The sequence below is a fragment of the Enterococcus sp. AMC1251 genome, from assembly GCF_058216535.1.
Genome location: NZ_CM177098.1, coordinates 3,184,794 through 3,208,626, shown reverse-complemented (window position 1 = coordinate 3,208,626; position 23,833 = coordinate 3,184,794). Strand labels below are relative to the sequence as shown.

The 23,833-nt window shown below is 36.3% G+C and carries 23 protein-coding genes; 16 read left to right on the top strand and 7 right to left on the bottom strand.

The window, feature by feature from the left end:
* Positions 1-92 precede the first annotated feature (92 nt).
* Both AC4BBR_RS15190 and AC4BBR_RS15185 read left to right on the top strand, forming a co-directional pair.
* Positions 93-818 (top strand): YebC/PmpR family DNA-binding transcriptional regulator, encoded by a 726-nt coding sequence (locus tag AC4BBR_RS15190; RefSeq protein ID WP_490460313.1) that lies wholly within the window; start codon positions 93-95, stop codon positions 816-818.
* Positions 819-1,293: 475 nt separating this feature from the next.
* Positions 1,294-1,692, top strand: coding sequence for a DUF1801 domain-containing protein (locus tag AC4BBR_RS15185; protein WP_490460312.1), 399 nt, complete (start codon positions 1,294-1,296; stop codon positions 1,690-1,692).
* An 80-nt stretch (positions 1,693-1,772) separates the two neighbouring features.
* Here AC4BBR_RS15185 and AC4BBR_RS15180 read toward each other — a convergent pair whose 3' ends face one another.
* The 4 genes from AC4BBR_RS15180 to AC4BBR_RS15165 all read right to left on the bottom strand — a co-directional run bounded on the left by AC4BBR_RS15180 (position 1,773) and on the right by AC4BBR_RS15165 (position 4,873).
* Positions 1,773-2,699 (bottom strand): LacI family DNA-binding transcriptional regulator, encoded by a 927-nt coding sequence (locus tag AC4BBR_RS15180; RefSeq protein ID WP_490460311.1) that lies wholly within the window; start codon positions 2,697-2,699, stop codon positions 1,773-1,775.
* An 18-nt stretch (positions 2,700-2,717) separates the two neighbouring features.
* Positions 2,718-3,008 (bottom strand): hypothetical protein, encoded by a 291-nt coding sequence (locus AC4BBR_RS15175; RefSeq protein ID WP_490460310.1) that lies wholly within the window; start codon positions 3,006-3,008, stop codon positions 2,718-2,720.
* A 78-nt stretch (positions 3,009-3,086) separates the two neighbouring features.
* Positions 3,087-4,025, bottom strand: coding sequence for a 1-phosphofructokinase family hexose kinase (locus tag AC4BBR_RS15170; RefSeq protein ID WP_490460309.1), 939 nt, complete (start codon positions 4,023-4,025; stop codon positions 3,087-3,089).
* 140 nt (positions 4,026-4,165) lie between these two features.
* Positions 4,166-4,873 carry a GntR family transcriptional regulator gene (locus AC4BBR_RS15165; protein ID WP_490460308.1) on the bottom strand — a complete coding sequence of 236 codons (708 nt, stop codon included), beginning with the start codon at positions 4,871-4,873 and terminating at the stop codon, positions 4,166-4,168.
* A 165-nt stretch (positions 4,874-5,038) separates the two neighbouring features.
* Here AC4BBR_RS15165 and AC4BBR_RS15160 point away from each other — a divergent pair, with 165 nt between their 5' ends.
* The 13 genes from AC4BBR_RS15160 to AC4BBR_RS15100 all read left to right on the top strand — a co-directional run bounded on the left by AC4BBR_RS15160 (position 5,039) and on the right by AC4BBR_RS15100 (position 20,068).
* The gene (locus tag AC4BBR_RS15160; protein ID WP_490460307.1) at positions 5,039-6,811 is read left to right on the top strand and encodes a glycoside hydrolase family 35 protein; all 1,773 of its coding nucleotides are present in this window, start codon (positions 5,039-5,041) and stop codon (positions 6,809-6,811) included.
* 17 nt (positions 6,812-6,828) lie between these two features.
* A complete protein-coding gene (locus AC4BBR_RS15155; RefSeq protein WP_490460306.1) occupies positions 6,829-7,305 on the top strand; it encodes a PTS sugar transporter subunit IIB in 477 nt (158 codons plus the stop codon).
* Positions 7,306-7,444: 139 nt separating this feature from the next.
* Positions 7,445-8,332, top strand: coding sequence for a PTS mannose/fructose/sorbose/N-acetylgalactosamine transporter subunit IIC (locus tag AC4BBR_RS15150; RefSeq protein WP_490460305.1), 888 nt, complete (start codon positions 7,445-7,447; stop codon positions 8,330-8,332).
* Positions 8,319-9,128 (top strand): PTS system mannose/fructose/sorbose family transporter subunit IID, encoded by an 810-nt coding sequence (locus AC4BBR_RS15145; RefSeq protein WP_490460304.1) that lies wholly within the window; start codon positions 8,319-8,321, stop codon positions 9,126-9,128. Before AC4BBR_RS15150 ends, AC4BBR_RS15145 begins: the two co-directional genes overlap by 14 nt.
* A 16-nt stretch (positions 9,129-9,144) precedes the next feature.
* Positions 9,145-9,549: a PTS sugar transporter subunit IIA gene (locus tag AC4BBR_RS15140; protein WP_490460303.1), complete on the top strand. Its 405-nt coding sequence runs from the start codon at positions 9,145-9,147 to the stop codon at positions 9,547-9,549.
* Positions 9,550-9,568: 19 nt separating this feature from the next.
* Entirely contained in the window at positions 9,569-10,747 is a 1,179-nt protein-coding gene (locus AC4BBR_RS15135) for an SIS domain-containing protein (protein ID WP_490460302.1), read from the top strand.
* Positions 10,748-10,771: 24 nt separating this feature from the next.
* A complete protein-coding gene (gene lacD / locus AC4BBR_RS15130; RefSeq protein ID WP_490460301.1) occupies positions 10,772-11,764 on the top strand; it encodes a tagatose-bisphosphate aldolase in 993 nt (330 codons plus the stop codon).
* 185 nt (positions 11,765-11,949) lie between these two features.
* Positions 11,950-15,873, top strand: a complete 3,924-nt coding sequence (locus AC4BBR_RS15125; RefSeq protein ID WP_490462136.1) for an endo-alpha-N-acetylgalactosaminidase family protein — start codon at positions 11,950-11,952, stop codon at positions 15,871-15,873.
* 466 nt (positions 15,874-16,339) lie between these two features.
* Positions 16,340-16,834, top strand: coding sequence for a YehS family protein (locus AC4BBR_RS15120; RefSeq protein ID WP_490460300.1), 495 nt, complete (start codon positions 16,340-16,342; stop codon positions 16,832-16,834).
* Positions 16,835-16,913: 79 nt separating this feature from the next.
* Positions 16,914-17,837, top strand: a complete 924-nt coding sequence (locus tag AC4BBR_RS15115; protein WP_490460299.1) for a helix-turn-helix transcriptional regulator — start codon at positions 16,914-16,916, stop codon at positions 17,835-17,837.
* A 278-nt stretch (positions 17,838-18,115) separates the two neighbouring features.
* Positions 18,116-18,694 carry a histidine phosphatase family protein gene (locus tag AC4BBR_RS15110; RefSeq protein WP_490460298.1) on the top strand — a complete coding sequence of 193 codons (579 nt, stop codon included), beginning with the start codon at positions 18,116-18,118 and terminating at the stop codon, positions 18,692-18,694.
* A 21-nt stretch (positions 18,695-18,715) separates the two neighbouring features.
* Positions 18,716-19,129: a MerR family transcriptional regulator gene (locus AC4BBR_RS15105; protein ID WP_490460297.1), complete on the top strand. Its 414-nt coding sequence runs from the start codon at positions 18,716-18,718 to the stop codon at positions 19,127-19,129.
* An 87-nt stretch (positions 19,130-19,216) separates the two neighbouring features.
* Positions 19,217-20,068: an aldo/keto reductase gene (locus AC4BBR_RS15100; protein ID WP_490460296.1), complete on the top strand. Its 852-nt coding sequence runs from the start codon at positions 19,217-19,219 to the stop codon at positions 20,066-20,068.
* 85 nt (positions 20,069-20,153) lie between these two features.
* Here the strand turns inward: AC4BBR_RS15100 and AC4BBR_RS15095 are convergent, their stop codons facing one another.
* On the bottom strand, positions 20,154-21,152 hold the full coding sequence (locus AC4BBR_RS15095) for a choloylglycine hydrolase family protein (protein ID WP_490460295.1): 999 nt from the start codon (positions 21,150-21,152) through the stop codon (positions 20,154-20,156).
* A 232-nt stretch (positions 21,153-21,384) separates the two neighbouring features.
* Here AC4BBR_RS15095 and AC4BBR_RS15090 point away from each other — a divergent pair, with 232 nt between their 5' ends.
* On the top strand, positions 21,385-22,248 hold the full coding sequence (locus tag AC4BBR_RS15090) for a hypothetical protein (RefSeq protein WP_490460294.1): 864 nt from the start codon (positions 21,385-21,387) through the stop codon (positions 22,246-22,248).
* 400 nt (positions 22,249-22,648) lie between these two features.
* Here AC4BBR_RS15090 and AC4BBR_RS15085 read toward each other — a convergent pair whose 3' ends face one another.
* Together AC4BBR_RS15085 and AC4BBR_RS15080 are read right to left on the bottom strand one after the other, a co-directional pair.
* The gene (locus AC4BBR_RS15085; RefSeq protein ID WP_490460293.1) at positions 22,649-23,257 is read right to left on the bottom strand and encodes a hypothetical protein; all 609 of its coding nucleotides are present in this window, start codon (positions 23,255-23,257) and stop codon (positions 22,649-22,651) included.
* A gap of 94 nt (positions 23,258-23,351) precedes the next feature.
* Positions 23,352-23,675, bottom strand: coding sequence for a winged helix-turn-helix transcriptional regulator (locus AC4BBR_RS15080; protein WP_490460292.1), 324 nt, complete (start codon positions 23,673-23,675; stop codon positions 23,352-23,354).
* Between the last annotated feature and the right edge of the window lie 158 nt (positions 23,676-23,833).

The window sequence follows — 23,833 nt, the reverse complement described above, 5'->3', positions numbered from 1 at the left end:
GAGTGAGTCAAAAAGCGTTTTACTCGTTTTTTCCTGTTTTTTTTTCAAGGGTAAATGAGCTTGTTCAGCTTTTAGAATAGGAGGAACGATCAATGGCAGGTCATAGCAAATGGAAAAATATTCAAGGTAGAAAAAATGCACAAGATGCAAAACGAGGAAAGGTTTTCCAAAAATTATCAAGAGAAATTTATGTGGCAGCCAAAGCTGGTGGGGGAGATCCAGCTACAAATGCGGCGCTAAGACTGGTTATGGATAAAGCCAAAGTGGCCAATATGCCCAATGAAAATATCGATCGCGCCATCAAAAAAGCTAGTAGCGCGGGAGAAAATGAACATTATGACGAGATTACGTATGAAGGATATGGACCTGCGGGTGTTGCGATTTTAGTTTATGCTTTGACAGATAATCGTAATCGTACTGCAACGAATGTCCGAGTTGCTTTTACTAGAAATGGCGGTTCTTTAGGCGAAACAGGTTCCGTTAGCTATATGTTCGATCGTAAAGGATACATCGCAATTGAGCGTTCGGGTCTATCTGTGGATGAAGATACGATGTTTGAAAATGTGTTGGAAGCAGGAGCAGAGGATTTGGAAACGTCGGATGAAGTGTTTGAAATTTATACAGCACCAGAAGATTTTACTACAGTCAGAGATACATTAGAAAAAGACGCCTATACTTTGGCACAAGCCGAACTGACGATGGTGCCGCAAACCTTAGTAGAACTGGAAGAAGACCAACAAGAACAACTACAAATTTTAATTGATAAACTAGAAGAAGATGATGACGTGTCGGAAGTTTTCACTTCAGCTGACATGTGATTCTTTAGAAATAGGAGAAAGAGGCCGAGACAAAAGCGTTTAGCTTATTTCCAAAGCCTTCAAAACTTAATGCTTTAGCACTTAGAATTTGATGTGATCGGAGCGAAGCGTAGTCGCTGCTTTTTTCTCGCCGTTTATTCGGATTTAGAGCGCGAAACAAAACTGAGCTTTCGTTTTGTCTCACGCTCTTTAAATGTTAATTTATAGTCATAACGTCAACGGGGACACAAAAGAATTATCTAAGATCGAAAACAATGAAAACTGTTATGAAATATCACACTTCTGATCAAATTTGACAGAAGCAAAAATCAATCAGCAGTTGTCTGTCTCAGATGGCACGGCCCAGCGATTGTTAGGTATTTCAGATAATAACGAGAGTCCAAAAGAACAATTTAACTATCCGCTTGGAGACGTGGAAGCGGCAGATTTTCAGTGTGAATGATGGATTCCTATAAAATAGTAAAAGAGGGATAAAATGAAAGAAATTACAGATATAAGTGTAGCAACTGTTTTAGAACATTATCCTGAAGAGTATCGAAAACCAATACTTGCACTTCGTGAACTGATTTTTGATACGGCAGCTAATTTAATTGTTGTTGGTGAGTTAGAAGAAAGTTTAAAATGGCATCAGCTTTCTTATGCAACCAAAGTAAGCAAGTCTGGTAGTCCAATCCGTATCGATCGTTTTGGTGCTGAAAAAATCGCAGTCTTCTTTCACTGTCAAACGACATTAGTAGAGGAATTTAGAGCGTTGTTTAGTGATGTTTTCGAGTTTTCTAAGAATCGAGCAATTGTTCTTGATCCTGAAAAAGAACTGCCAGTCAGGGAACTGACTTTTTGTATTGAACAAGCATTGACTTATCATAAGAGATAAATTAAAAAGGAACTATACAACGCATCATTTGCTGTATTGTATAGTTCCTTTTTAGTTGGCGAAAATAGAGCTTGATGCTGCTACTCGCGTTCAATAAATGTATAAGGAATGGACACTGTTCTACTTTTTTCTTCCCACAAAAGATGAAAAGCCGCTTCACCATATTGGTCGATATGGTGATCGATCGTCGAAAAATTAAGCAGTCTGCTAGAGAGTAAGTTTTCCTCACCAATAACCGTCACTTGATCTAGAGAAACATGCTGTAAAATACCAGCGGCAACATCATCGCCATTGGTGACGATCACTTCAAGTTCCTTTAGCTGAGCAAAATGAATTCCTGCTTGAATCCCATCTTCGTATGTACGGCAGTCTCTGACGATCATTGATTCATCCAAATCGCCGATTATATTCTTATAAGTTTTTAAAACCAATCCGGTGCTGGCACTTTCTTTTTCAGTTCGACCAACTGTTAAACCAACGTTATGATACCCTTGTTTTTTTAAGCTGGTAAAAAGATCAACATAGGAGGTTTCACGTTTGATTGACACGCAAGAAATAGGAAAATCACCCGTATCTTCACAACAAACAATCGGAGCATATTTTAAATAGCGTGAAATGGTTTCAAAAGAAACTTTTTTTGACGTAATGATCATGCCATCCCACACTTTCGCAGCTAATTCATCTAAATATCTTTTCTCGATTTTGGGATTATAATTCGTTGGTAGTAAGGTTACTTTATAGCCATCAACAAAAGCCGCATTCAAGATACCGCTGACGATTTTGTCAGAATAAGGATGATTGGCATATGGGATCATGACCGCAATATGTTTTGATTTCCCACTACTTAAATCACGTGCTTTGGCATTGGGAATATAATCAAGTTCACGTATAATTTTCAAAATCTTTGCTCGTTTTTCCTCAGAGACATAAGGGTGATTATTCAAAACACGAGAAACGGTAGCGACTGAATAACCAGTTAACTTGGCAATATCACGAATATTTGCCATAAGTGACTCCTTTCAAGCCTAGTAACTAACGCTTACAGGGCGAAGAATATAACTTAAAAACGGTATTAGGTGATTCCTGTAATCAAGAAAGTGATAATGTTCTCCTTCGTAATCAAAGCAAATAAAATCAAGCTCGCCCTCTTTTCCAAACGTTAGTCCTTTTATTTCAGTCAATTTTACTGTTTTATCGATCGGTTTGCAATAGTTATTCAAACTGTGGATTACAAGAACCCCATGTTCAGTCGATAAAGAAACGAAGTAATAGTCAAGTCCTAGGCGATCTGTTAATTCAAGCATGCCATGTATCATAAATCGATTCCTCCTGTCTTTTTTTTACTATAAAGTATGAAACGCGTATCAGGTCAAGAGGAATTCGCTCTTTTTTCTTTATAAATGTTTGATAATAATTTCTTGTTCGATTTGATCGATATCAGTTTGATTCATTTCAGGGAACCAGTTAAGGACATTAGCTGTTGAATAGCTGACTGCTTTTTTTAAGCTAGCGATATCTTTTAATTGCCCAAGCGTCAAGTATTTGACTAGTCCACCTAAGAAGAAATCGCCGCAAGCAATCGGATTTTTAACAAGAACAGGTGGAACAAAAAGATGATAAACGTCTTGATTTAATTTTGCGATTACACCTTTTTCACCAAGTGTGACGATGAAATAGGGAATGACTGCTGCAGTTTTAGATTTTAGAAATTGAGCATAATCTTCTAATTTGTTGAAGGTGCAATCAGGGACTAAATCCTCTAATTCTTCATCATTGATTTTAATCACGTCCGGTTTTCCTTTATATGCTTCAACCAAAGCTTGCCCGCTGGTATCAATGAAAAAGTGAATATCTTGTCCTTTTAATTTTTTTTGGATTTGAGCAATGTAGTCGTCCGGCATTCCTTTCATTAGAGAACCAGAAAAAACAACAGTATCATGTGGCTGAATGGCACTTAATAATTGTTCGGTAAATTTGTTTAATAGAAGCTCATCTAATGCGAAACTATTTTCATAGATAGGATATACTTTCTTTGTTTTTGTATCTACGATAATAGTGCAAAAACGGGTATTAACCTCTACTTCGGTTATATTTAATTGAATGTTTCTAGTTGAGGCAAGTTCTTTTAAATAGTCTCCGTTTCTTCCACCTAAAATTGTGTGAATGCAATAAGGAACAGTTCGCTCTTCAAAGTCCATCGCATAAGCGACGTTAAAGCTTTTTCCACCAGCAACTTCTTTTATTTTATACGGACGATTTGGTCGCTCAGCAGTAAAATTTTCTACTAAAAGGGTTCGATCAATTGCTGGATTTGGGCAAATTAAATGGATCATTTAAAACAGCTCCTTAAATTTTAATTGTTGGAATTAATTTAATTAGAGCAGACTATTAAACGGTTTCAATCATATGGTTGAAAATGGCACATAAAAGAAACGAAGGATTTATTTTATGTGCTCCTAGTATGTGCCGATGCTCACATCTTGTACGTTGAAAATTCGATTTTAAAGTAGTCCCATTTTTTATAACTTTCAACATATTCTGCTATTGTACCATCCTGTAAAGTTGTCTTTTTTTTCTGGAAAACAACAGGTTCATTCTCGGAAATAGCTAGAAGTTTAGCCGCTTTTTTTGGTGCAGGAAATAAAATTTCATTTGTCTCTGTTGCGTGTTCATCATACATGTGAATACCGAATTCTGTTTTAAAACGCTCATAAATAGAGTCATAATAACTCAATTCTTGTACCGTGGGATTGATAAATTGATTTGGCATATAAGTAAAATGTAAAATAAAAGCGATGTCATCGACTTTACGCACCCGAGTGATCCGTCTATAAGTTTGGTCAGGTTGTAAGTTTAGTTCTTTAAGTATTCTTGGCTCAGCTTCTTCAACGATACTAATGACTTCAACGGTTTCCGTTTTACCTGCAAAAATTTCGATATCGGTAAATTCAACTAGTTTTCTTTTTCTGGAGCGGGAAACATAGGTACCTTTCCCTTGATAACGAACCAGATATCCTTCAGAAGCTAATTCTTGTATAGCTCTAATCACCGTAATCGAACTTGCATTATATAGTTTAATCAACTCATTCTCACTATAGAAACGATCGCCATGCTCAAATTCGCCGGATTTTATTTTATTTAACAAGTCATTTTTGATTTGTTGGTACTTTGGTATTTTCATATGTGACCTCCATTTTTCTCTTACTTAATATAATAAGTTAAATAATAAAAAATAGCCATAATTTTTCATGATACAAAATAGAAAAGATATTTATTGACAAATCCTACGTAAAGAAGTTAATATGTTAATATATTAACTGAAAGCGCTTTAAAGGAGAGGTAGAAAATGCATACATTTGAAGTAAAAGAGGATTTTTTACTAGATGGAAAGTCGTTTAAGATTATGTCAGGAGCTATACATTATTTTAGAATTAGGCCACAAGAATGGTATCACTCATTATATAATTTGAAAGCTTTAGGGTTTAATACGGTAGAAACTTATATTCCCTGGAATTTACATGAACCGCAGGAAGGAACAGTTGATTTTACGGATCAATTAGATATCCAAAAGTTTGTACGTTTGGCAGAAAAAGTGGGTTTATTCGTTATCTTGCGTCCTTCACCATACATATGTGCTGAATGGGAGTTCGGTGGTTTGCCCGCTTGGTTGTTGAATGATCGCGAGATGCGTATACGATCGTCTGATCCGAAGTTTATTGAAAAAGTGGCAAGTTATTATGAAAAACTGTTTCAACAAATTAGTCCACTGCAAATCGATCAAGGCGGTCCTGTGATTATGATGCAGTTAGAAAATGAATATGGTTCCTATGGTGAAGATAAAGAGTACTTGTTGGCGCTCTATAATTTGATGATGAAAAACAATGTTACGGTTCCATTATTTACCTCAGATGGTGCTTGGGAAGAAGCGCAGACTGCAGGAATGTTTTTGGAAAAGGATATTTTAAGCACAGGCAATTTTGGTTCAAAAGCGCAAGGAAATTTCGCCGAGCTGAGAAATCTTCATCAACGTCATGGGAAAAAATGGCCGTTAATGTGTATGGAATTTTGGGATGGTTGGTTCAATCGTTGGGGAGAAGAAATCATTAAAAGAGACCCCGAAGAATTAGCGGAAGCTGTCGGCGAGGTTTTAAAAGAAGGCAGTATCAACTTATATATGTTTCATGGTGGGACTAATTTCGGATTTATGAATGGGTGTTCTGCAAGAGGACATAAGGATTTACCGCAGGTAACGTCATATGATTACGATGCGCTTTTAGATGAACAAGGGAATCCAACAAAAAAATTTTTCTCAGTTCAAAGAAAAATACATGAGCTGTTTCCTGAAATTGAGCAATCAGAACCACTTATAAAAAAAGTGCTAGAGCCAACGATAGCTCATTTGAAAGAAAAAGTTAGTTTATTTTCTGTTGTAGAATCAATCTCTCAGCATCAACACAGCAAATATCCTGAAAATATGGAAAAATTAAAACAGAATTACGGCTATTTGCTATATAGGACAATGGAGCCTAAACGATTAGGTGAAGAATTTTATCGCGTAATTGATGCAAGTGATCGTATTCAGTTTTACTTAAATCAAACTAAAATTGCTACTCAATATCAAGATGAAATTGGAGAGAAAATTTTTTGCAAACCAAAGGAAAAACAAAATCAGCTGGATATTTTAGTTGAAAACATGGGACGTGTGAATTACGGACATAAATTATTAGCGGATACACAGAGGAAAGGGATTCGTAGTGGCGTCATGTCAGATCTGCACTTTATCTGTGATTGGGATCAATATAGTATTGATTTTTCAAAGCTTAATCTCATTGATTATAAGCAATCTTGGGTCGAAGGAACACCTGGATTTTACCGCTATGAATTAGCGGTTGAAAATCCAGGAGATACATTTATTGATTTACGTAAATTTGGTAAAGGAGTGGTGATGATCAATGGATTCAACTTAGGGAGGTTTTGGAATATCGGTCCGACACTTTCTTTGTATGTTCCAGCGTCTGTTTTGCATAAAGGAGTAAATGAAATCGTAATCTTTGAAACAGAAGGAGCGTGGGATTCGGAACTTAAATTTGAAAAGCAGCCAAAATACAAAAAAATGTAGAAAGGATAGTGAAGAAGATGAGTATTATTGCAGTAAGAATTGATGGGAGATTGATTCATGGACAGGTGGCCAATCTTTGGACAACAAAATTAGACATTAACCGCATCATGGTCGTTGATGATGAGGTTTCAGAAAATGCAATTGAAAAAAGTGGATTAAAATTAGCGACGCCATCTGGTGTGAAATTAAGTGTTTTGCCAATTGAAAAAGCGGCTGCTAATATTTTAGCTGGGAAATATGATTCACAAAGGCTGTTGATCATCGCCAGAAAGCCAGATCGGTTATTAAAATTAGTAGAATTAGGTGTTCCAATTAAAGAAATAAATGTTGGTAATATGTCGCAAAGTGAACATGCAAAAGCAATTACCAAATCGATAAACGTGTTGGATAATGATATTGAAGCGTTCAAAGAATTAGATGCTGTAGGGGTGAAATTAGTCTCTCAAATGGTACCGAGTGATAAATCTGAAGATTTTATGAGGTTATTAAACTAAAGGTAGTACTTGGGCTAACTCTTCGGAAAAAAGATAAAAATGGAGTGAGGTAAAAAAACGCCTCAATCAATTTTTCCTATTTTTATGTCAGAGTTAAATGATCCCACGACACTTTTAAATTACACGAGGAGGAATATCAATGGCAATTCAATGGTGGCAGATTCTATTATTAACGCTTTATGCAGGGTATCAAATTTTGGATGAATTACAGATTTATTCAGCATTTAGCCAACCCGTTTTTGCTGGGTTGGTGGCAGGTCTGATTATGGGAGACGTAACTGCAGGTCTGATTATTGGTGGAAGTATGCAATTGACGATTTTAGGTGTAGGGACATTTGGCGGCGCTTCCAGGATTGATGCGAATTCAGGAACGGTTTTAGCTACAGCATTTTCAGTAGGATTAGGTATGAATCCAGAGCAAGCCATTGCTGCGATTGCGGTACCAGTAGCTAGTTTGATGATTCAAATGGATATTCTTGGTCGTTTTACGAATACATTTTTTGCTCATAGGATAGACAGCAATATTGAAGCGATGAATTATAAAGGCATTGAGCGAAACTTCTTATTAGGAGCATTACCTTGGGCGTTATCAAGAGCGTTACCAGTTTTTTTTGCTCTTAGTTTCGGTGGAAGCTTCGTTGATAATGTTGTAGGTTATTTGAACACAGATCTAAAATGGTTAGGTGATGGTTTATCAGTTGCGGGGGCTGTTTTGCCTGCTGTAGGTTTTGCCATTTTATTAAGATATTTACCAGTCAAAAAACATTTAGCTTATTTGATTTTAGGATTTGTGCTCACAGCACTTCTAACAACTGTATTTGGCAATATTCAATTATTAGGTGGTGCAGTTGAAGGTGTAGCAAAAGATTTCGCTCCAGCATTTACTAATTTACCAATGCTTGCGATTGCGTTGATTGGTTTTGCACTGGCATTTAATGAATATAAAAAATCAATCGCCCAGCCTGCTGTTACAAACGATCATTCACAAGACACAGATGAAGGAGAGATCGAAGATGACGAAATCTAATTATAAATTAACGAAAAAAGATTTTAATCAAATTAATAAAAGAAGTTTGTTCACGTTTCAGTTAGGTTGGAACTATGAACGGATGCAAGGTTCAGGCTATCTGTATACGATTTTACCTCAATTAAGAAAAATGTACGGTGATGATACCCCAGAATTGAAAGAAATGATGCGTACGCATGCACAATTTTTTAATACAAGTAATTTTTTAAATACGATCATCACAGGAATCGATTTAGCGATCGAAGAAAAAGAAGGGATTTCAGCAAAGGATTCTGTCGCGGGAATCAAAGTGGGGTTGATGGGGCCATTTGCTGCAATTGGGGATTCGATTTTTGGGGCTTTGGTTCCCACGATTTTTGGCGCATTAGCTGCAAACATGGCGGTTAACGGCAATCCAATAGGCGCTTTTATTTGGATGGCTGCACAAATTGCGATTATGGTATTTCGTTGGAAACAACTGGAATTTGCCTATAAAGAAGGAATTTCTTTAGTAACAACAATGCAAAGTAGGCTAACAGCGATGACAAATGCTGCCACATTAATGGGTGTGTTTATGGTTGGAGCTTTGGTTGCCACGATGATCAATGTGCATTTTGCTTGGGCTCCTTCAATTGGAGATTTAACAATCAATGTTCAAAATAATGTAGATATGATCATGCCACGCTTGTTGCCTGCTGCAATCGTTGGAGGTGTATATTGGTTGCTTGGGAAGAAAAATATTACATCCACGAAAGCAATTTTTATCGTATTGATTATTTCAATTGGGCTATCTGCTTTAGGTGTGATTTCAAAATAATTGGGAGGCGCTAGGTTTGAACAATTTATTATTAGTTAGTCACGGGAACTTTTGTACAGAGTTAAAAGGTAGTGCGGAGATGATCTTAGGAGAACAAGACACTATTTATACCATTCCTTTATTAGCTGAGGAAGGTGAAAAAGAGTTTTTAGCAAAATTTGAAGAAATCACGCAATCACTAGACAACTTTATCGTTTTTTCAGATTTATTGGGTGGAACGCCTTGTAATATATTATCCAAAAAAATATTGAACGGTGACTCATTTGAATTGTATGCCGGAATGAATCTGCCAATGGTCATCAGTTTTGTTAATGCAAACTTGTTAGGAAATCAAAGAGATTTTGTGGCGGAGGCAAAAGAAAATACAATTAAGGTCAATGAATTGTTAGCAACAGATGCATTTGATGAAGAAGATGAATAGAGGAGGCGTATGAAACAAAATGGGATTATTTAAAGAAACTTCAGAAACACTTGAAACACTTGGTGCGTCGATCACAACCCGAGAAATAAAACAGCAGCCGATTCTATGGCAAGAAGCATTCAATCATTATAACGATCAGCGCCAAAAAATAGAGCAATTTGTTGCTTCTATTACGGCAGCCGAAGAAGGAAAAAAAATTCGTGTGATTTTTACTGGAGCAGGAACTTCTGCTTACGTTGGAGATTCAATTACGCCTTATTTAAATCATAGAGGAAATCAAGCCGATTTTATTTTTGAAAGTATATCAACGACAGCTATTGTCTCCAATCCTTATGATTATCTACAAGCAGAAGTACCGACGATTTTAGTCTCCTTTGCGCGTAGCGGTAATTCACCAGAATCAGTTGCAACTGTAAAGTTGGCGAAACAGCTGGTTGAAAACTTATATCAAATCACGATTACTTGTGCTAAAGAGGGGCAGCTTGCTAAAGAATCAGCAGGAGATGCAAATAATTTATTGTTACTGATGCCTGAAAAATCTAATGATTTAGGCTTTGCAATGACAGGTAGTTTCACATGTATGTTATTAAGCGCTCTCTTGATTTTCGATACAAGTAGCTTGGAGGAAAAAGTATTATTTATCCAAAAAGCGATCGAGATGGGAGAAGAAGTTATTACAAGAGAATCTGAAATCGAAGCACTATTAACAGGGAACTTTGACCGAATAGCTTATCTCGGTTCGGGTAGTTTAGCAGGTTTAACGAGAGAAGCGCAATTAAAAGTTCTTGAATTAACTGCTGGGAAAATCGTGACTATTTTCGATTCTTCTGTTGGGTTTAGGCACGGCCCAAAATCATTTGTTAACGAAAAAACATTGGTTTTTGTCTTTATCGCAAATGATCCATACACAAGAAAATATGATCTAGATATCGCAGAAGAACTCAAAGCAGATAACATTGCCGCAGCCATTGTGACGTTGGATGTAGAAGGCGATACTAATTTTTCTGGTCAACGCTTCACCTACTCGAAAGGCTCAGAACTACCAGAAGCGTATCTGGTCTTGCCATATGTTTTATTTGCTCAAACGATCGCGATTCATAGTTCGTTAAAAGTATACAACACACCAGATACACCTTCTGCTACAGGGACTGTCAATCGCGTAGTAAAAGGAGTCAAAATCTATGAATATCACGATTAAAATACAAAAATCGAGGAGAAACGAATGTTAAAGATGACGGCGACTAAAAAAGCAGCAATGGATCGTTTATCAACAAAAGATGGAATCATTGAAGCCTTAGCGATCGATCAAAGAGGCGCATTGAAAAAAATGATCAAAGCATTAGGAGAAGAGCCAACGGATCAGCACATCACTGATTTTAAAACAATGGTTTCTAAAGAATTGACACCATTTGCTTCTGCCATTTTATTAGACCCAGAATATGGTATCCCGGCTGCAGAGGCTAGAGATCAAGAAGCGGGTTTATTACTAGCTTATGAAAAAACGGGTTACGATGCTACAACACCAGGGAGATTACCCGATTTTTTAGAGGACTGGTCTGTAGTACGTTTGCAGGAAACTGGAGCAGATGCGATCAAATTTTTACTTTATTATGATGCAGATGAATCCCAAGAGATCAATCATTTAAAACATGTTTTTATCGAACGTTTGGGAAGTGAATGTTTTGCTGAAGATATTCCATTTTATTTAGAATTAATTTCGTATGATGCTAGAATCTTGGATGCCTCTTCTAGCGAATATGCAAAAATCAAACCTAAAAAAGTCATCAAAATGATGAAAGAATTTTCAAAACCACAGTATAAAGTCGATGTATTAAAAGTAGAAGTCCCAGTAAATATGAATTATGTTGAAGGAATTGGCACACAAAAAGCTGTCTATTCGCGAACAGAAGCACTATCTTATTTTAAACAACAAACGGAAGCTACTCATTTACCGTTTATTTTTCTAAGCGCAGGGGTTACGGCAAAAATGTTCCAAGATACCTTAGAATTTGCTAAGGAAGCGGGTTCTACATTTAATGGTGTATTGTGTGGACGAGCAACGTGGAAAGAAGGCGTGGCGCCGTTCATTGAAAACGGGGAGGAAGCTGGTCACCAATGGCTAAGTACAGAAGGAAAAAACTATATTCAACAACTAAATGAAGTCGTAGAACGAACAGCAAGTTCTTGGCACGACAAAGTAGAAGTAATCTATTGAACAGGTAACGGTTTGTAGAAAAAGAACGTCACGGCTCTTAAAAACTAGAATGAGGATAAAGGCTGATAGCTTTATTCTAGTTTTTAGGTGAAGTTTTATGGCAAAAATGATAGCGCATTCAAAATAAGGGGAGTGACAGCGGAATGAAAAAAAAGTGGACTACATCAATCAGTATCATAGCTTTAATGGCATGTGCTGCTGTATTGGCAACAATGAATGTTCTGGCTGATGAAGGTGAGAACAGCAGCGATCAGGCACAATCACAGGTCACAACAGATTCAGCAATTGTAGCAAATTATTGGCAGACGAATTTTCCAAATGGTGAGTTGGGCAATTGGCAAGATTTGGTTGGTGGAACAAATAGACGTTTAAAAAACAATGCTCTGGATATTTCTCGGAAAACAGAAGTCGGAAACAATGCGGTATCAATCAACCTAGATTCACCAAAAAAGGCAGATGGAGAAATAGAAACGTCATTCAAATTTACTACAGGAGAAGGCCGAACGGGTGTGATCGTCAGAGGTGCTTCAAAGGATAGTTGGGTTTTTGTAGGCTATAATGTGAACGGAAAATGGCTTGTTGAAAGTCCAACATCCTGGAATGATACCCTTTCTGGACCAACGTTAACGGCTGATACGACGTATATTTTAAAAGTTCGATATGTCGGAACAAAAATCACGATTTGGCTAAATGGCACCCAATTTTACGATGGAGAACCAGTCTTAGCAAATGGAAGCAAAATCCCAACTACGACAGGTCGAATCGGTGTCAGAACTTGGTATGATCAAAAAACAGTCAGCTATCACTATTTCAAAAATGGAGACAGTGGTAGCCTTCCTGAATTAGTACCAGAAATTACTGAGTTAACACCAGTTAAAATCTTTACGAAAATCGGCATAGCACCAACACTACCGACCACAGTCAAAGCAATTTACAATACCGGCAATCAAAAAGAAGAAAAGGTGACTTGGGACAATAGTCCTCCAGAATCCTATCAAAAAATCGGCAGCTTTGATGTATTGGGAACTATCGCTGGAACGGCACTAAAAGCGAAAGCGACTATCACTGTTACAGATGACGGCAGCAGTGAAGCAGGAGACAAAATCTCATCTACTGATATTACCGCGGTTTTAGATCCTACTTTTCCACGAGTGATTCGCTACGAAAATCCGAGTGATAACAAAATTATTTTTAAAGGCCAACAAGAAAAGATCAGCCAAGTTTTGGTCGATGGGAAACCATATGAAGCAACGGCTATCAAAGAGTATATGACTAAAAATAAGGTGGTATATCAAGTAGCAGTACCGGCATTAGGATTGAGTTTTAAAACCAGTTTTTCTGTATCTGATGGGCAAGAAGTTTCCATGAAAATGACAGATATTAAAGAAGGAACAACGAAAATTCATACGCTTGCCATTGCGAATCAAGGTTTACTTTCCGTGAATAGTACAGATGTGGGCGCTGCATTTTCAGGTGTGGTCATGAATACTGGAACGAATGCGAATAATGGCAATAAAAACGGCGATACTTTCCAGAATTTAATGACTTCAAATGAAGTTGGCACTAAACAATATATGTACGGATTTTTGAACACAAATGCTTATGCCGCAAGTTTTTGGACCAATGCTTATGGGGATGGAACTGTAGATAATAGCGATAATAATCGAATTTATAAACAAACAAAAGAGACAAAAGCAGGATATGTGACGTCGTTATGGAGCGGATCTTGGACGTATCGACCATTTGATGCACCAGATACTTATTTAACGGGTGAAGTACCAGAGGTGAAAATTAAATTTGCAAAAGATTTAAATGGTGATGGCAAAGTCGACTGGCAAGATGCCGCAATCAATTATCGTACAATTATGAACAACCCAGTTGGCGCAGAAAAAGTGCCTGAATTAGTCAATCAACGGATTCCTTTCAACTTTGCTAGTCAGGCAACGAACCCATTTTCAGTAACTTTGGATGAATCAAAACGAGTGTATAATCTGACGGATGGCTTAGGACAAATGAACTTGTTGAAAGGGTATCAAAATGAAGGACATGATTCAGCTCATCCAGATTATGGTGCAGTTGGTAAACGTCAAGGTGGCCAGAGTGAGCTAAATAAATTGATCGATGAAGGACACAAGCTTAACGCTATCTTTGGTGTACATGTCAACGACACAGAGTCATATCCAGAGGCAAAATCATTCAATGAAGACTTGATCGATCCAACAAAACGAGGCTGGGATTGGCTAGATCCTTCTTATTTCATCAAACAACGACCAGATACGATCAGCGGTAATCGTTTGAATCGTTTTAAAGAGTTAAAGCAAAATGTACCAAATTTAGATTACATCTATGTAGATGTCTGGGGAAATCAAGGTGAAGCTGGTTGGTTAAGTCGCCAATTGGGGAAAGAAATCAATGGACTAGGCTGGATCACTGCCAATGAATTTCCAAATGCATTAGAATATGATTCAATTTGGAATCATTGGTCTGCTGAAAAAGCATATGGCGGAACATCAACTAAAGGGTTTAATAGTAATATTGTGCGCTTTATCCGTAATCATCAAAAAGATACCTGGATTATTTCTGACAATCCATTGTTAGGTGGAGCAGAATTTGAGGCATATGAAGGCTGGGTTGGAAAAACAAATTTCAATACGTATAAAGATAAAACCTTTGCCATCAATATTCCGACAAAATTCTTACAACATTACCAAATTACCAATTGGGATACAACAACTTCGGCCGATGGTCAAATCTATGGCACAATCAAACTGGCAAACGCTGGTGATAAGGTAGTTGTGACGCAAAAAGACGCCAATGATCAAAAACGCATAACACTAAATAACGTTGACGTATTAAAAGGGAACAACTATCTATTACCATGGACAGTCAATAACGAACTTAAGCTATATCACTGGAATGAAACAGGTGGTTCTACCACTTGGACGATTCCTGACAAGTTACAAGGGAAAACTAATTTACACGTATATGAATTAACCGATCAAGGTAGAAAAGATAAAGGAGTCGCTACTATAACAGGAAACCAAGTAACGATTCAAGCAGAAGCGAAAACACCTTATGTGATTGCAGAACCCGCGACTACTGAACCAGTCAAATTTGGGGTAGGAACACCAGTGAAAGATCCTGGCTTCAACGAACAAGATACATTAACTAAAAATTGGCAAGTCATTCAAGGGGATGCCACAGTCATGAAAGATCCAAATGGTGACTATGTTCTAAACGCTGGAAAAGAAGCGATGACAATCAAGCAAGACTTAACAGTACCAAAAGCAGGAAAATACAGCGCCTACGTAAATACTGAAACGCATAACCGAAAAGCAAGCATAGCAATGGAAATCGACGGGAAAAAATATACAAAAGAATACACCAATTCTGTCGTTCAAAACTATATTCAAGCAGACATTAATCATACTAACAGCAAGTATCCTCAATATATGCAAAATGTCAGAGTTGATTTTGTTATTCCAGAAAATGCGAAAAAAGTCATACTTACTTTAGCTGCAGAAGCAGGAGCCAACAAAACAAAATTTGATGATATTCGAATCGTCGAACGACAAACAGATGTAATGAATACAACAACTGAAACTATTATCAAACAAGATTTTGAAGATACCCAAGCCATCGGACTATTTCCGTTTGTCAAAGGACAAGCTGGCGGTGTTGAGGACCCAAGAATACATTTATCAGAGAAAAACGAACCTTATACACAATACGGTTGGAACGGCAATAAAGTATCAGATGTGTTATCAGGCAATTGGTCTTTAAAAGCGCACAAACAAGGCGCAGGTTTAATGCTTCAAACAACGCCGCAAAATATAAAATTTGAAGCAGGGAAAAAATACACAATAAGCTTTGATTATCAAACGGACGGACAAGATATTTTCTCTGCAGGATCTGTGACTGGGGAATATAAAACACTCCAAGATCTAAAAAAAGTTGGCGAAATTTTACCAACCTCAGCAGATGGGAAAACCAAAAAATATCAAGCAGAAATTGTCGGTGATGCTTCAGGAAATACTACGTTTGGTATTTACACAACGGGTGGTGCGTATGATTTAGTAATTGATAATTTTACTGTAACAGTCAAATAACCTAAGTAGATTTTAGATAGTAAGAGTTTAGCTAATGAACGATAAAACGTTACATTACTAAGCTCTTTTTAGTACTGTTCGCTATCAAGTTAAAAAGGCTGCTTGACACCGAAGCTTCCCAAAAACACGTCTACCCCATCGATGAATGCGCTAAACGATAGTTGAACGAATCAAAAATAGGAGGAGTGGAAAATTAGGGGGTATTTAAACCAATTTATTTTATAGTACTTAATGCTTCAAAAGTGGTTCTTTACGGATCGTTGAGTCAAAGTCAGTTAATAACAAGAGCTAAAAAGTTTTGTCTATTTAGATGATCATTACTACAGAGATTTCTTATTTATATGCTCAAGCGGTAACTTTTCAATTTATTTTTTTGGCATAAAAGAAAATATAAAACAAATGGATGCATTCTATGAAAGAAAGCTTTATACTAAAGAAATAAAGATACGTTTTCTGGAGGAGAAAGATGAATAATAACGATATATTGATTCGTTTGCGTTATGCACTAGATATTAAAGACACAGATATGATCAAGATTTTTAAACTTGGTGACTTAGAAATTACCAGAGAAGAGTTACGAGTGCTATTAACAAAGCAACCGGAAGAAGATGAATTGCCTCGGGATACAGTTTGCAATAATCGCACATTAGAAGCTTTTTTCAATGGCTTGATTACGTATAAAAGAGGTAAACCACCTGTAAAAAATGGTGTAGCGCCTAAGCCGACATTTTTGATCACGAACCAAAGCACTGTCAATAATGTATTACTAAAAAAAGTGAAAATTGCTTTAGCTCTTACAAGTGATGATATGTTGGATGTATTGAGACTTGCGGGCGTTTATGTATCTGAAAGTGAGTTAAGCGCAATTTTAAGAAAAGAAGGTCATCGAAATTATAAAGAATGCGGTGATCGTTACGCTAGAAATTTTCTAAAAGGCTTAGCAATCAAGTATCGGGAATAATAAATGAGATATCTGGACAAAACTGGCTCGAGAGTGCAAGTTTTGTCTTTTTTATTCTATTGATGAAAGGAGATTAATCATGAAAAAAATTGAACGGATTTTAGCGATCATTATTTTACTTTTGGATGATGAAATTGTCTCAACCGCCCAGTTGGCACAACGATTTAATGTAACGAAACGAACGATTTTCAGAGATCTAGAAACAATAGAAATGGCGGGCTTTCCAATTGTTTCCCACTCAGGTTGCAAAGGTGGTTTTTCTTTGATTAACTCATTTAAGTTACGTACGTATACCTATAGCGAATCAGAGAAGGAAGTGATTTTAAGTGCTTTGAATGTCAAAGAGGGCTTATTCGGGATTCTTGATGATCAAAATATTATCAAAGAAAAAATCACACAATTGCAAGTAAGAAAAGATTCTACTGCAATATCCAAAAAACGATTTTCCTATGAATCACCAACGATTCATCGACCAGCGATTGAAGCAGAAACAAAAATAAAAATAAATCAAATCAACCTTGCGTTAAAACAAAATAAAAAAATGATAATCACTTATGTTGATAATCACGGTGAACAGACTAAAAGAGTGGTTCAGCCCTATGAATTAATACTGAGGAATGGTAGTTGGTATATCTACTGCTACTGTGAAAATCGTGAAGCATTCAGATATTTTAAAATAACTAGAATCCGCCAGCTCACAATTCAGAACGTTGTCTTCGAACCAGTTGATGAGTTAAATGAGCAACTGATAGAAAAGAACGAAGAAAAAATTCAACTACAATTCAAAAAAGAAGATTTAGGTAAACTGTATGATTATTACACTGAAGATGAGATCAAAGTGAAAGATACGTATGTAGAGGTCATCATTTATGCGAAACAGCAACAAGCAATTGTTCCTTTTTTACTGATGTTCAGCAATGGTGTGAAAGTCATAGCGCCAGAATCATTAAAAGAGTTGTATAAACAAGAAATAATTAAACTAACTGAGAAATATAAACATTGAAGCAGTACGGAAAACAGGCGTAACGAAAGGAATAGAAATGGAAATCGACAACTTACTCCCTATCACGACTAGACAAAGATTACGAAACTGGTTAAAACATAACAACGCAACTCAAAAATGCTATTGAATCATTGTTAGCATCAAACCCGAACCAAAAAAAATTCAATATTTAGATGCAGTAGAAGAAGGCGTATGCTTTGGCTGGATTGACGACACTTGCCTTGGAGTCCACTTCATGGTTTAAGATAATCATAAGAAATAGAAAGGAGAACAAACGTATGACTAAAATTTTATATCTTATGCGACATGGCGAAACGTTGTTCAATCAACAGAAAAAAATCCAAGGCTGGTGTGATTCCCCACTTACAGCAAAAGGTATTAAACAAGCTCAAATTGCTGGGAACTATTTTAATAATCAGCAAATCATTTTTGATAACGCATACGCTTCTACTTCCGAACGAGCTTGTGATACGTTGGAACAAGTTACCGATATGTTCTACAAAAGAGTCAAAGGGTTGAAAGAGTGGAACTTCGGTCGTTTTGAGTCAGAAAATGAAGCGTTAAACCCACTTTTACCTTATGGGGATTTCTTTGTTTCTTATGGTGGTGAAGAAGAGTTTCAATTTAGAGAGCGAGTATCTACAACGTTAATGGGCATCATGAAAGAAGCGGGTGAAACGGTTTTAGCTGTTTCTCATGGTGCATCTTGTCGACAATTTATGAGAGCATGGGCACATACCAGTGAAGTAAATCAAAAAGACCGACTAGAAAATTGTTGTATTTTGAAATTTGAATTTGTGAACGATACATTTAAATTACTTGAGATTATCAATCACGATTTTTCTGTGTTGGAATAAAGAAGAAAAGGGGGAGTCAAATTGAACAGCAAAGAAGCCGCTGAAATGTTTGGCTTAACGACAGATACGATTCGTTACTATGAACGTGTGGGTGTTATTCCACCAATAGAACGAGATAAAAACGGTTATCGTGTATATACAACAAGAGATCTTAATTGGATTTATTTAGCAAAAAGTCTACGTCATGCGGGCGTATCAATCGAGTCTCTGATTGAATTTGCCACACTTTCTAAACTAGGCGGTGACGTGCAAAAAGCTCAAAAACAAATCTTACAAGAGCAACTACAAGAGATCACTGAAAAGTTAGAAAAAATGAACAAAACACGTGATTTACTCCAGCACAAAATTGATACCTATGATGATCATATCGCCAAGTTTAAATCGGGAGAACTCACATCGGATAACATCGAGAAACTTTGGGAAATAAAACAGTAAATTTGAGAAGTAAACACTTGCTATGAGATAGGCTACATAGTTTATAGCGTAAGGTAAAGAACAAAAATCAAAAGGAGGCAATAAAAAATGCAAGTAATCAAATTGAACAATGATATAGAGATCCCAATTTTAGGTTTTGGTACGTATCAAATCACAGATCCTAAAGAAGCCGAACAAGCGGTTATCAATGCAATCAAAGCGGGATATCGTCATATCGATACAGCACAATCTTATATGAACGAAGAAGCGATTGGTCGTGGGATTACAGCTTCTGGAGTTTCTCGTGAAAAATTATTTATTACCACTAAAATTTGGGTAGAAAATGTTTCTTATGAAGGGGTAAAAACCTCTTTTGAACGCTCACTTGCTCGTTTAGGTTTAGACTATGTCGACCTGCTTTTATTGCATCAACCCTATAATGATGTCTATGGCGCGTGGCGTGCCATGGAGGAACTACAGGAAACTGGGAAAATTCGTGCGATCGGCGTGTCAAATTTTGCTGTGGATCGAGCAGTTGATTTAGCGGAGTTTAATAAAGTTGTTCCTCAAGTCAATCAAATTGAGATCAATCCTTTTAACCAGCAAACTAAAAACATCGAAGTATTGAAAGCCGAAGGAATCGTGCCAGAAGCGTGGGCGCCATTTGCAGAAGGTAAAAACGGGATTTTTTCAAATGAAGTATTGATTGGTATTGGTAAAAAGTACCATAAAACAGTTGCCCAAGTGATTGTACGCTGGTTAATCGAACAAGAAGTCGTTGTTCTTGCTAAATCGGTTAAACCAGAACGCATGGCTGAAAATTTGGCTGTTTTTGATTTTACTTTATCAGAAGAAGACAAAAGTGCGATTGCTACCTTAAATGAAGACGAAAGCCAATTTTTCTCTCATGAAGATCCTGAGATGATCAAATGGATGGCTAGTAGAAAAATAAATATATAAAATTTTTGTATAGGAAGTAATTAGCTGCAAAGAGAAGGAGGAAGGATTTTGCCCCCTTCCTCCTTCTCTTTGCTATCTTAACAGATTATTTTTTACTATTTCGGTATAAAATATCTTCCGAGTCTCCATTAGACCAAATTTTGCCAGAAGTGGCATCAAAATCTTCATTCTCTAATTGAATACAACGAATTCGTTGATTATTGTAAGTTTTATAATAATAATTTAGCGAGCTATTCACCATAACAGTGGTATATTGCGTATAATCATAAGCTTGCGTTGTTTTCACAACCCCTTTAGGAATGTCAACATTGGAAAGAACATGGAACAGTGAAATTACACCGTCTAACTCAGTTTGAACATCTTGTAAGCAAGCTTTTAAGAAAACTGCTCTAACAAATCTTGATGGAGGAGTAAAATCACCTGGGAGACCAAATGAACCAGCCCCTTGACCAAAAGGTTTCATCACCATATCGTTTAAATGAACTTCTGTTTTTTGCTCAGGTTGAAGTCCAATGTAATTTCTTAAATTTGTAGTGTGCCATTTATAATCGGGACTATTTGTCATGACACCAACTGTGTTCTCGTGAATGTGTAATGTTTGTTCTGTGTATTCAATGACAATACTTTCCCCAGTCTTATCCGTAACGACCCAGTGAAGAGGTAAGATGATACCTAAAAAATCCAAAGCAGTGTTTTCAACTTGAGTATTTTCCATTGTTTGGATTACTTCTTCAAGACTTGAACAGTTGGACAGTAAAAAGGGAACAACATCATGAGGTGCTAAAGTGTATGTTTTATCGCTATCTTGACTATTATAATCAGCATAACCAGAAAAATAAAGAGCGGCACAAGAAAGTCCTTTTTCATTTAGACCATCCGCAAAAACAAAATGATCCTTGTCAACTTGACGCGCCATTCCTACGAAGGCATATTCATTTTTACGATCATAATATTTGTCGTTAGCAAAAACAAATTTTTTTCTTGGAATAAACGTCGGTTCTCCATCTAGAACAACCGCAAAATCCATAGTTCTAGCTAATAAAACATGTTGCTCTTTCGTTGTCATCGTAATACTTGTACACATCGATTATCGCTCCCTCTTTTTTACAAAATAGATATTATATCTAAAAAAATAAGATTATTAAGCCAAAGTGAACTTTCTAAAAGTTTAACGTAGTTTAATTTTATAATCAAATAAATACTATGAAACTTTCTATAAATAAAATTCGAAAAAAAGTGTATTAATACAGACTTTCACTTTTTAATGCTATGATGAGTTTATATCTTATCAGTTAGCGAAAAGAGGGGGAGTTACAATGGGGGAACAACAGTCGGTTAAAAGTGTTCGTTTGAGAATGACGGTTCATTTTAGCAGTTTGATCTATCTTGCACTATTGTTGTATTTAGTGGTTAATCAACAAGAATTTATTGAAGGAATCATTCGAAAAAATTTTAGCATCACTATTAATACTGTATTTACTTTTTTTTCATCTAAAGATTGGCAAGCAAGTCTAGTTGATAATGTTCGACAAGTAATCACTCAATTAGCATTATTAGCACTTATTCAAAGTTTAGTCATAGTAGTAGGATTAGTATTGATTGGGTATTTTCTATGGCGATTGAAAAAAAACGATCAGTGGCATTTGAGCGAAAAATTACTTGTTATTGGTTATATATTTTTAGTATTAACCCTTGTGACGCTTTTAACTAAAATGGCGATCGAAACGTATCAGACATATGTCGTTATTGATCAAAGGATCAATAGTTTGAGTTTAAATGAACTAAACGTGTTTCAGAAAAACCTCTCAGATATTTTTCTTCGCTCGACTTTTACGCTAGAACAACTGATTCCTAGCGTATTGACTTTGTTTGATCAAGTGAGAGAATTAATTCAAACAACAAGAAATATTGCTGGAATTCCTACTTTGGTGCAACAAACATGGGAACAGTTACTTGTCTTGAAAAATTGGTTGGTTGGATTGAGTATTGGCGCGGTTGGGATTATTTTAGTAGGACATATCATTGAAGGACTCCGTATCTTTAAACATAGTCAGTGGGTAGAGACGAAATTGCAACGGATGAAAAGAAGCCGTCAGATAGAATTAAATGAACAACTAGTGGAAGTGATTGAACAACAACAACAGCTGATTGAGCTTTTATCAGAAGACAAAAGTAAGTAGTTATCAATATGAAAAAACGGGATAGAAGCTCATTTCTGAAGGGGCTGTTTTTGATTCCGCTGTTTATTCATATGTAAGGTGTGGAATAAAAGTGAGCGTTTACTTTTATTCCACATCCAATCATTTTACATTCATTTGTATAAAGACAATGAGTAAGTGGGTTTGAAAAGTTTTACAATCGTTAAGGATTTTTATGTTTTTCTTTAGAAGAATTTATTACTCTAAAAAAGAAGTAGAGAAAATTGATTAAAAAATTGAAACCTACGCTTGAAGAGTTGCCTGTCTACTTTGAACAAGTAGGTAATTTAAAAACCGCTAGATGGTTCTAAGCTTAGAGAATAAGATTCACAATCAATATAAGTTAATCTAAAGTGTATTACAAAGTATTTTTGCGTTGAGTTTAATCGTTATTTGTTATTTTCAACCCCTTAAAGAAAGCCTCTGTACCAATATCAACAAAGAATCCAATCGCTCCTCGAGTATCTGCACCAAGTTTCATCTTTTCCACAACTAATACAGGTTTCTCGAAGTCATTTAAATAAAATGTCGCTTTTGCGTCGCTAATTACCGCTTTTAGGCTGATCCATTCATTCAATCCAATCTCAGCAGGACCTTCAAAATCAGTAATATTAAGATTTCGGAAATAGTCAAAAGTGTACATAGGATAGGAAAAATATTGAACACCACGATTTTTTCTTACGGGATCATCTATCCGACCATTTGTGGGTCTTACGTAGAATGATTCAAATTTTGTGTCATTTTCATCGATTCGAAAGGCAATACCAATAAATCCTCGTGCAAAATCTGGTGCATCTGGTAATAAGCGACTCAACATGTTCACTTCGATTGTACCGTTATGGAAAGAAGAATCGGTTAGTTTTGCATACGTGTTTTCATCAAATTCCATCAGTTTATCTTTTTTCACAACTCTTAAAACCGATTCGCCATTTAATTTTGTCTGTTCAACGGTGGTATGAACTGCTTCAATTTTTTTCATTTCAATGGTCATTTCAATGTCCTCCTCAATAATTGCTTATACGTTAAATAAAAGTATAAGCAACTTTCTCAAAAATGTTAAGTAGGCACAAATTTGTAACTATCTATCAAAGTTGCTTTTTATAAAATTGTCCCCATTGTCTCATAGCTTCAATAACAGGCAGTAAGGTGTTGCCTAAGGGTGTCAGCTGATATTCAACATGAGGCGGCACTTTTTGAAAATCAATTCGCTCCACAATGCCATCTAAAATCATCGAATTAAGGCTCTCGGTCAACACTTTTTGTGAGATTCCAGATAATGAGCGTTTTAGTTCGGAATTTCTTTTTGGTCCCGTAATTAGATCTCGTATGATCAGCGTTTTCCATTTACTCCCAATCAATTTGACAGTCGTTGCTACGTCACAAGGCGGGAATGCATCTTTTTTTAGCATTGAAAACAATCTCCTAACATTTGAATATGTAAAAGAATTGTGGCACGTTTAACATTGAAAATCAAATGTTTTTCGTAGATAAATCGATGAAACTAAAATTGTGTTCCTGAAGTATTTATATTATTTATCAGAATTGTTTACTGCATAATACTGTTCCT

Bases quoted from the DNA above. Each gene is read 5' to 3' on its own strand.
- AC4BBR_RS15190 (WP_490460313.1), top strand. From the start codon at position 93: ATGGCAGGTCATAGCAAATGGAAAAATATTCAAGGTAGAAAAAATGCA.
- AC4BBR_RS15185 (WP_490460312.1), top strand. From the start codon at position 1,294: ATGAAAGAAATTACAGATATAAGTGTAGCAACTGTTTTAGAACATTAT.
- AC4BBR_RS15180 (WP_490460311.1), bottom strand. From the start codon at position 2,699: ATGGCAAATATTCGTGATATTGCCAAGTTAACTGGTTATTCAGTCGCT.
- AC4BBR_RS15175 (WP_490460310.1), bottom strand. From the start codon at position 3,008: ATGATACATGGCATGCTTGAATTAACAGATCGCCTAGGACTTGACTAT.
- AC4BBR_RS15170 (WP_490460309.1), bottom strand. From the start codon at position 4,025: ATGATCCATTTAATTTGCCCAAATCCAGCAATTGATCGAACCCTTTTA.
- AC4BBR_RS15165 (WP_490460308.1), bottom strand. From the start codon at position 4,873: ATGAAAATACCAAAGTACCAACAAATCAAAAATGACTTGTTAAATAAA.
- AC4BBR_RS15160 (WP_490460307.1), top strand. From the start codon at position 5,039: ATGCATACATTTGAAGTAAAAGAGGATTTTTTACTAGATGGAAAGTCG.
- AC4BBR_RS15155 (WP_490460306.1), top strand. From the start codon at position 6,829: ATGAGTATTATTGCAGTAAGAATTGATGGGAGATTGATTCATGGACAG.
- AC4BBR_RS15150 (WP_490460305.1), top strand. From the start codon at position 7,445: ATGGCAATTCAATGGTGGCAGATTCTATTATTAACGCTTTATGCAGGG.
- AC4BBR_RS15145 (WP_490460304.1), top strand. From the start codon at position 8,319: ATGACGAAATCTAATTATAAATTAACGAAAAAAGATTTTAATCAAATT.
- AC4BBR_RS15135 (WP_490460302.1), top strand. From the start codon at position 9,569: ATGGGATTATTTAAAGAAACTTCAGAAACACTTGAAACACTTGGTGCG.
- lacD (WP_490460301.1), top strand. From the start codon at position 10,772: ATGTTAAAGATGACGGCGACTAAAAAAGCAGCAATGGATCGTTTATCA.
- AC4BBR_RS15125 (WP_490462136.1), top strand. From the start codon at position 11,950: ATGGCATGTGCTGCTGTATTGGCAACAATGAATGTTCTGGCTGATGAA.
- AC4BBR_RS15120 (WP_490460300.1), top strand. From the start codon at position 16,340: ATGAATAATAACGATATATTGATTCGTTTGCGTTATGCACTAGATATT.
- AC4BBR_RS15115 (WP_490460299.1), top strand. From the start codon at position 16,914: ATGAAAAAAATTGAACGGATTTTAGCGATCATTATTTTACTTTTGGAT.
- AC4BBR_RS15110 (WP_490460298.1), top strand. From the start codon at position 18,116: ATGACTAAAATTTTATATCTTATGCGACATGGCGAAACGTTGTTCAAT.
- AC4BBR_RS15100 (WP_490460296.1), top strand. From the start codon at position 19,217: ATGCAAGTAATCAAATTGAACAATGATATAGAGATCCCAATTTTAGGT.
- AC4BBR_RS15095 (WP_490460295.1), bottom strand. From the start codon at position 21,152: ATGTGTACAAGTATTACGATGACAACGAAAGAGCAACATGTTTTATTA.
- AC4BBR_RS15090 (WP_490460294.1), top strand. From the start codon at position 21,385: ATGGGGGAACAACAGTCGGTTAAAAGTGTTCGTTTGAGAATGACGGTT.
- AC4BBR_RS15085 (WP_490460293.1), bottom strand. From the start codon at position 23,257: ATGACCATTGAAATGAAAAAAATTGAAGCAGTTCATACCACCGTTGAA.
- AC4BBR_RS15080 (WP_490460292.1), bottom strand. From the start codon at position 23,675: ATGCTAAAAAAAGATGCATTCCCGCCTTGTGACGTAGCAACGACTGTC.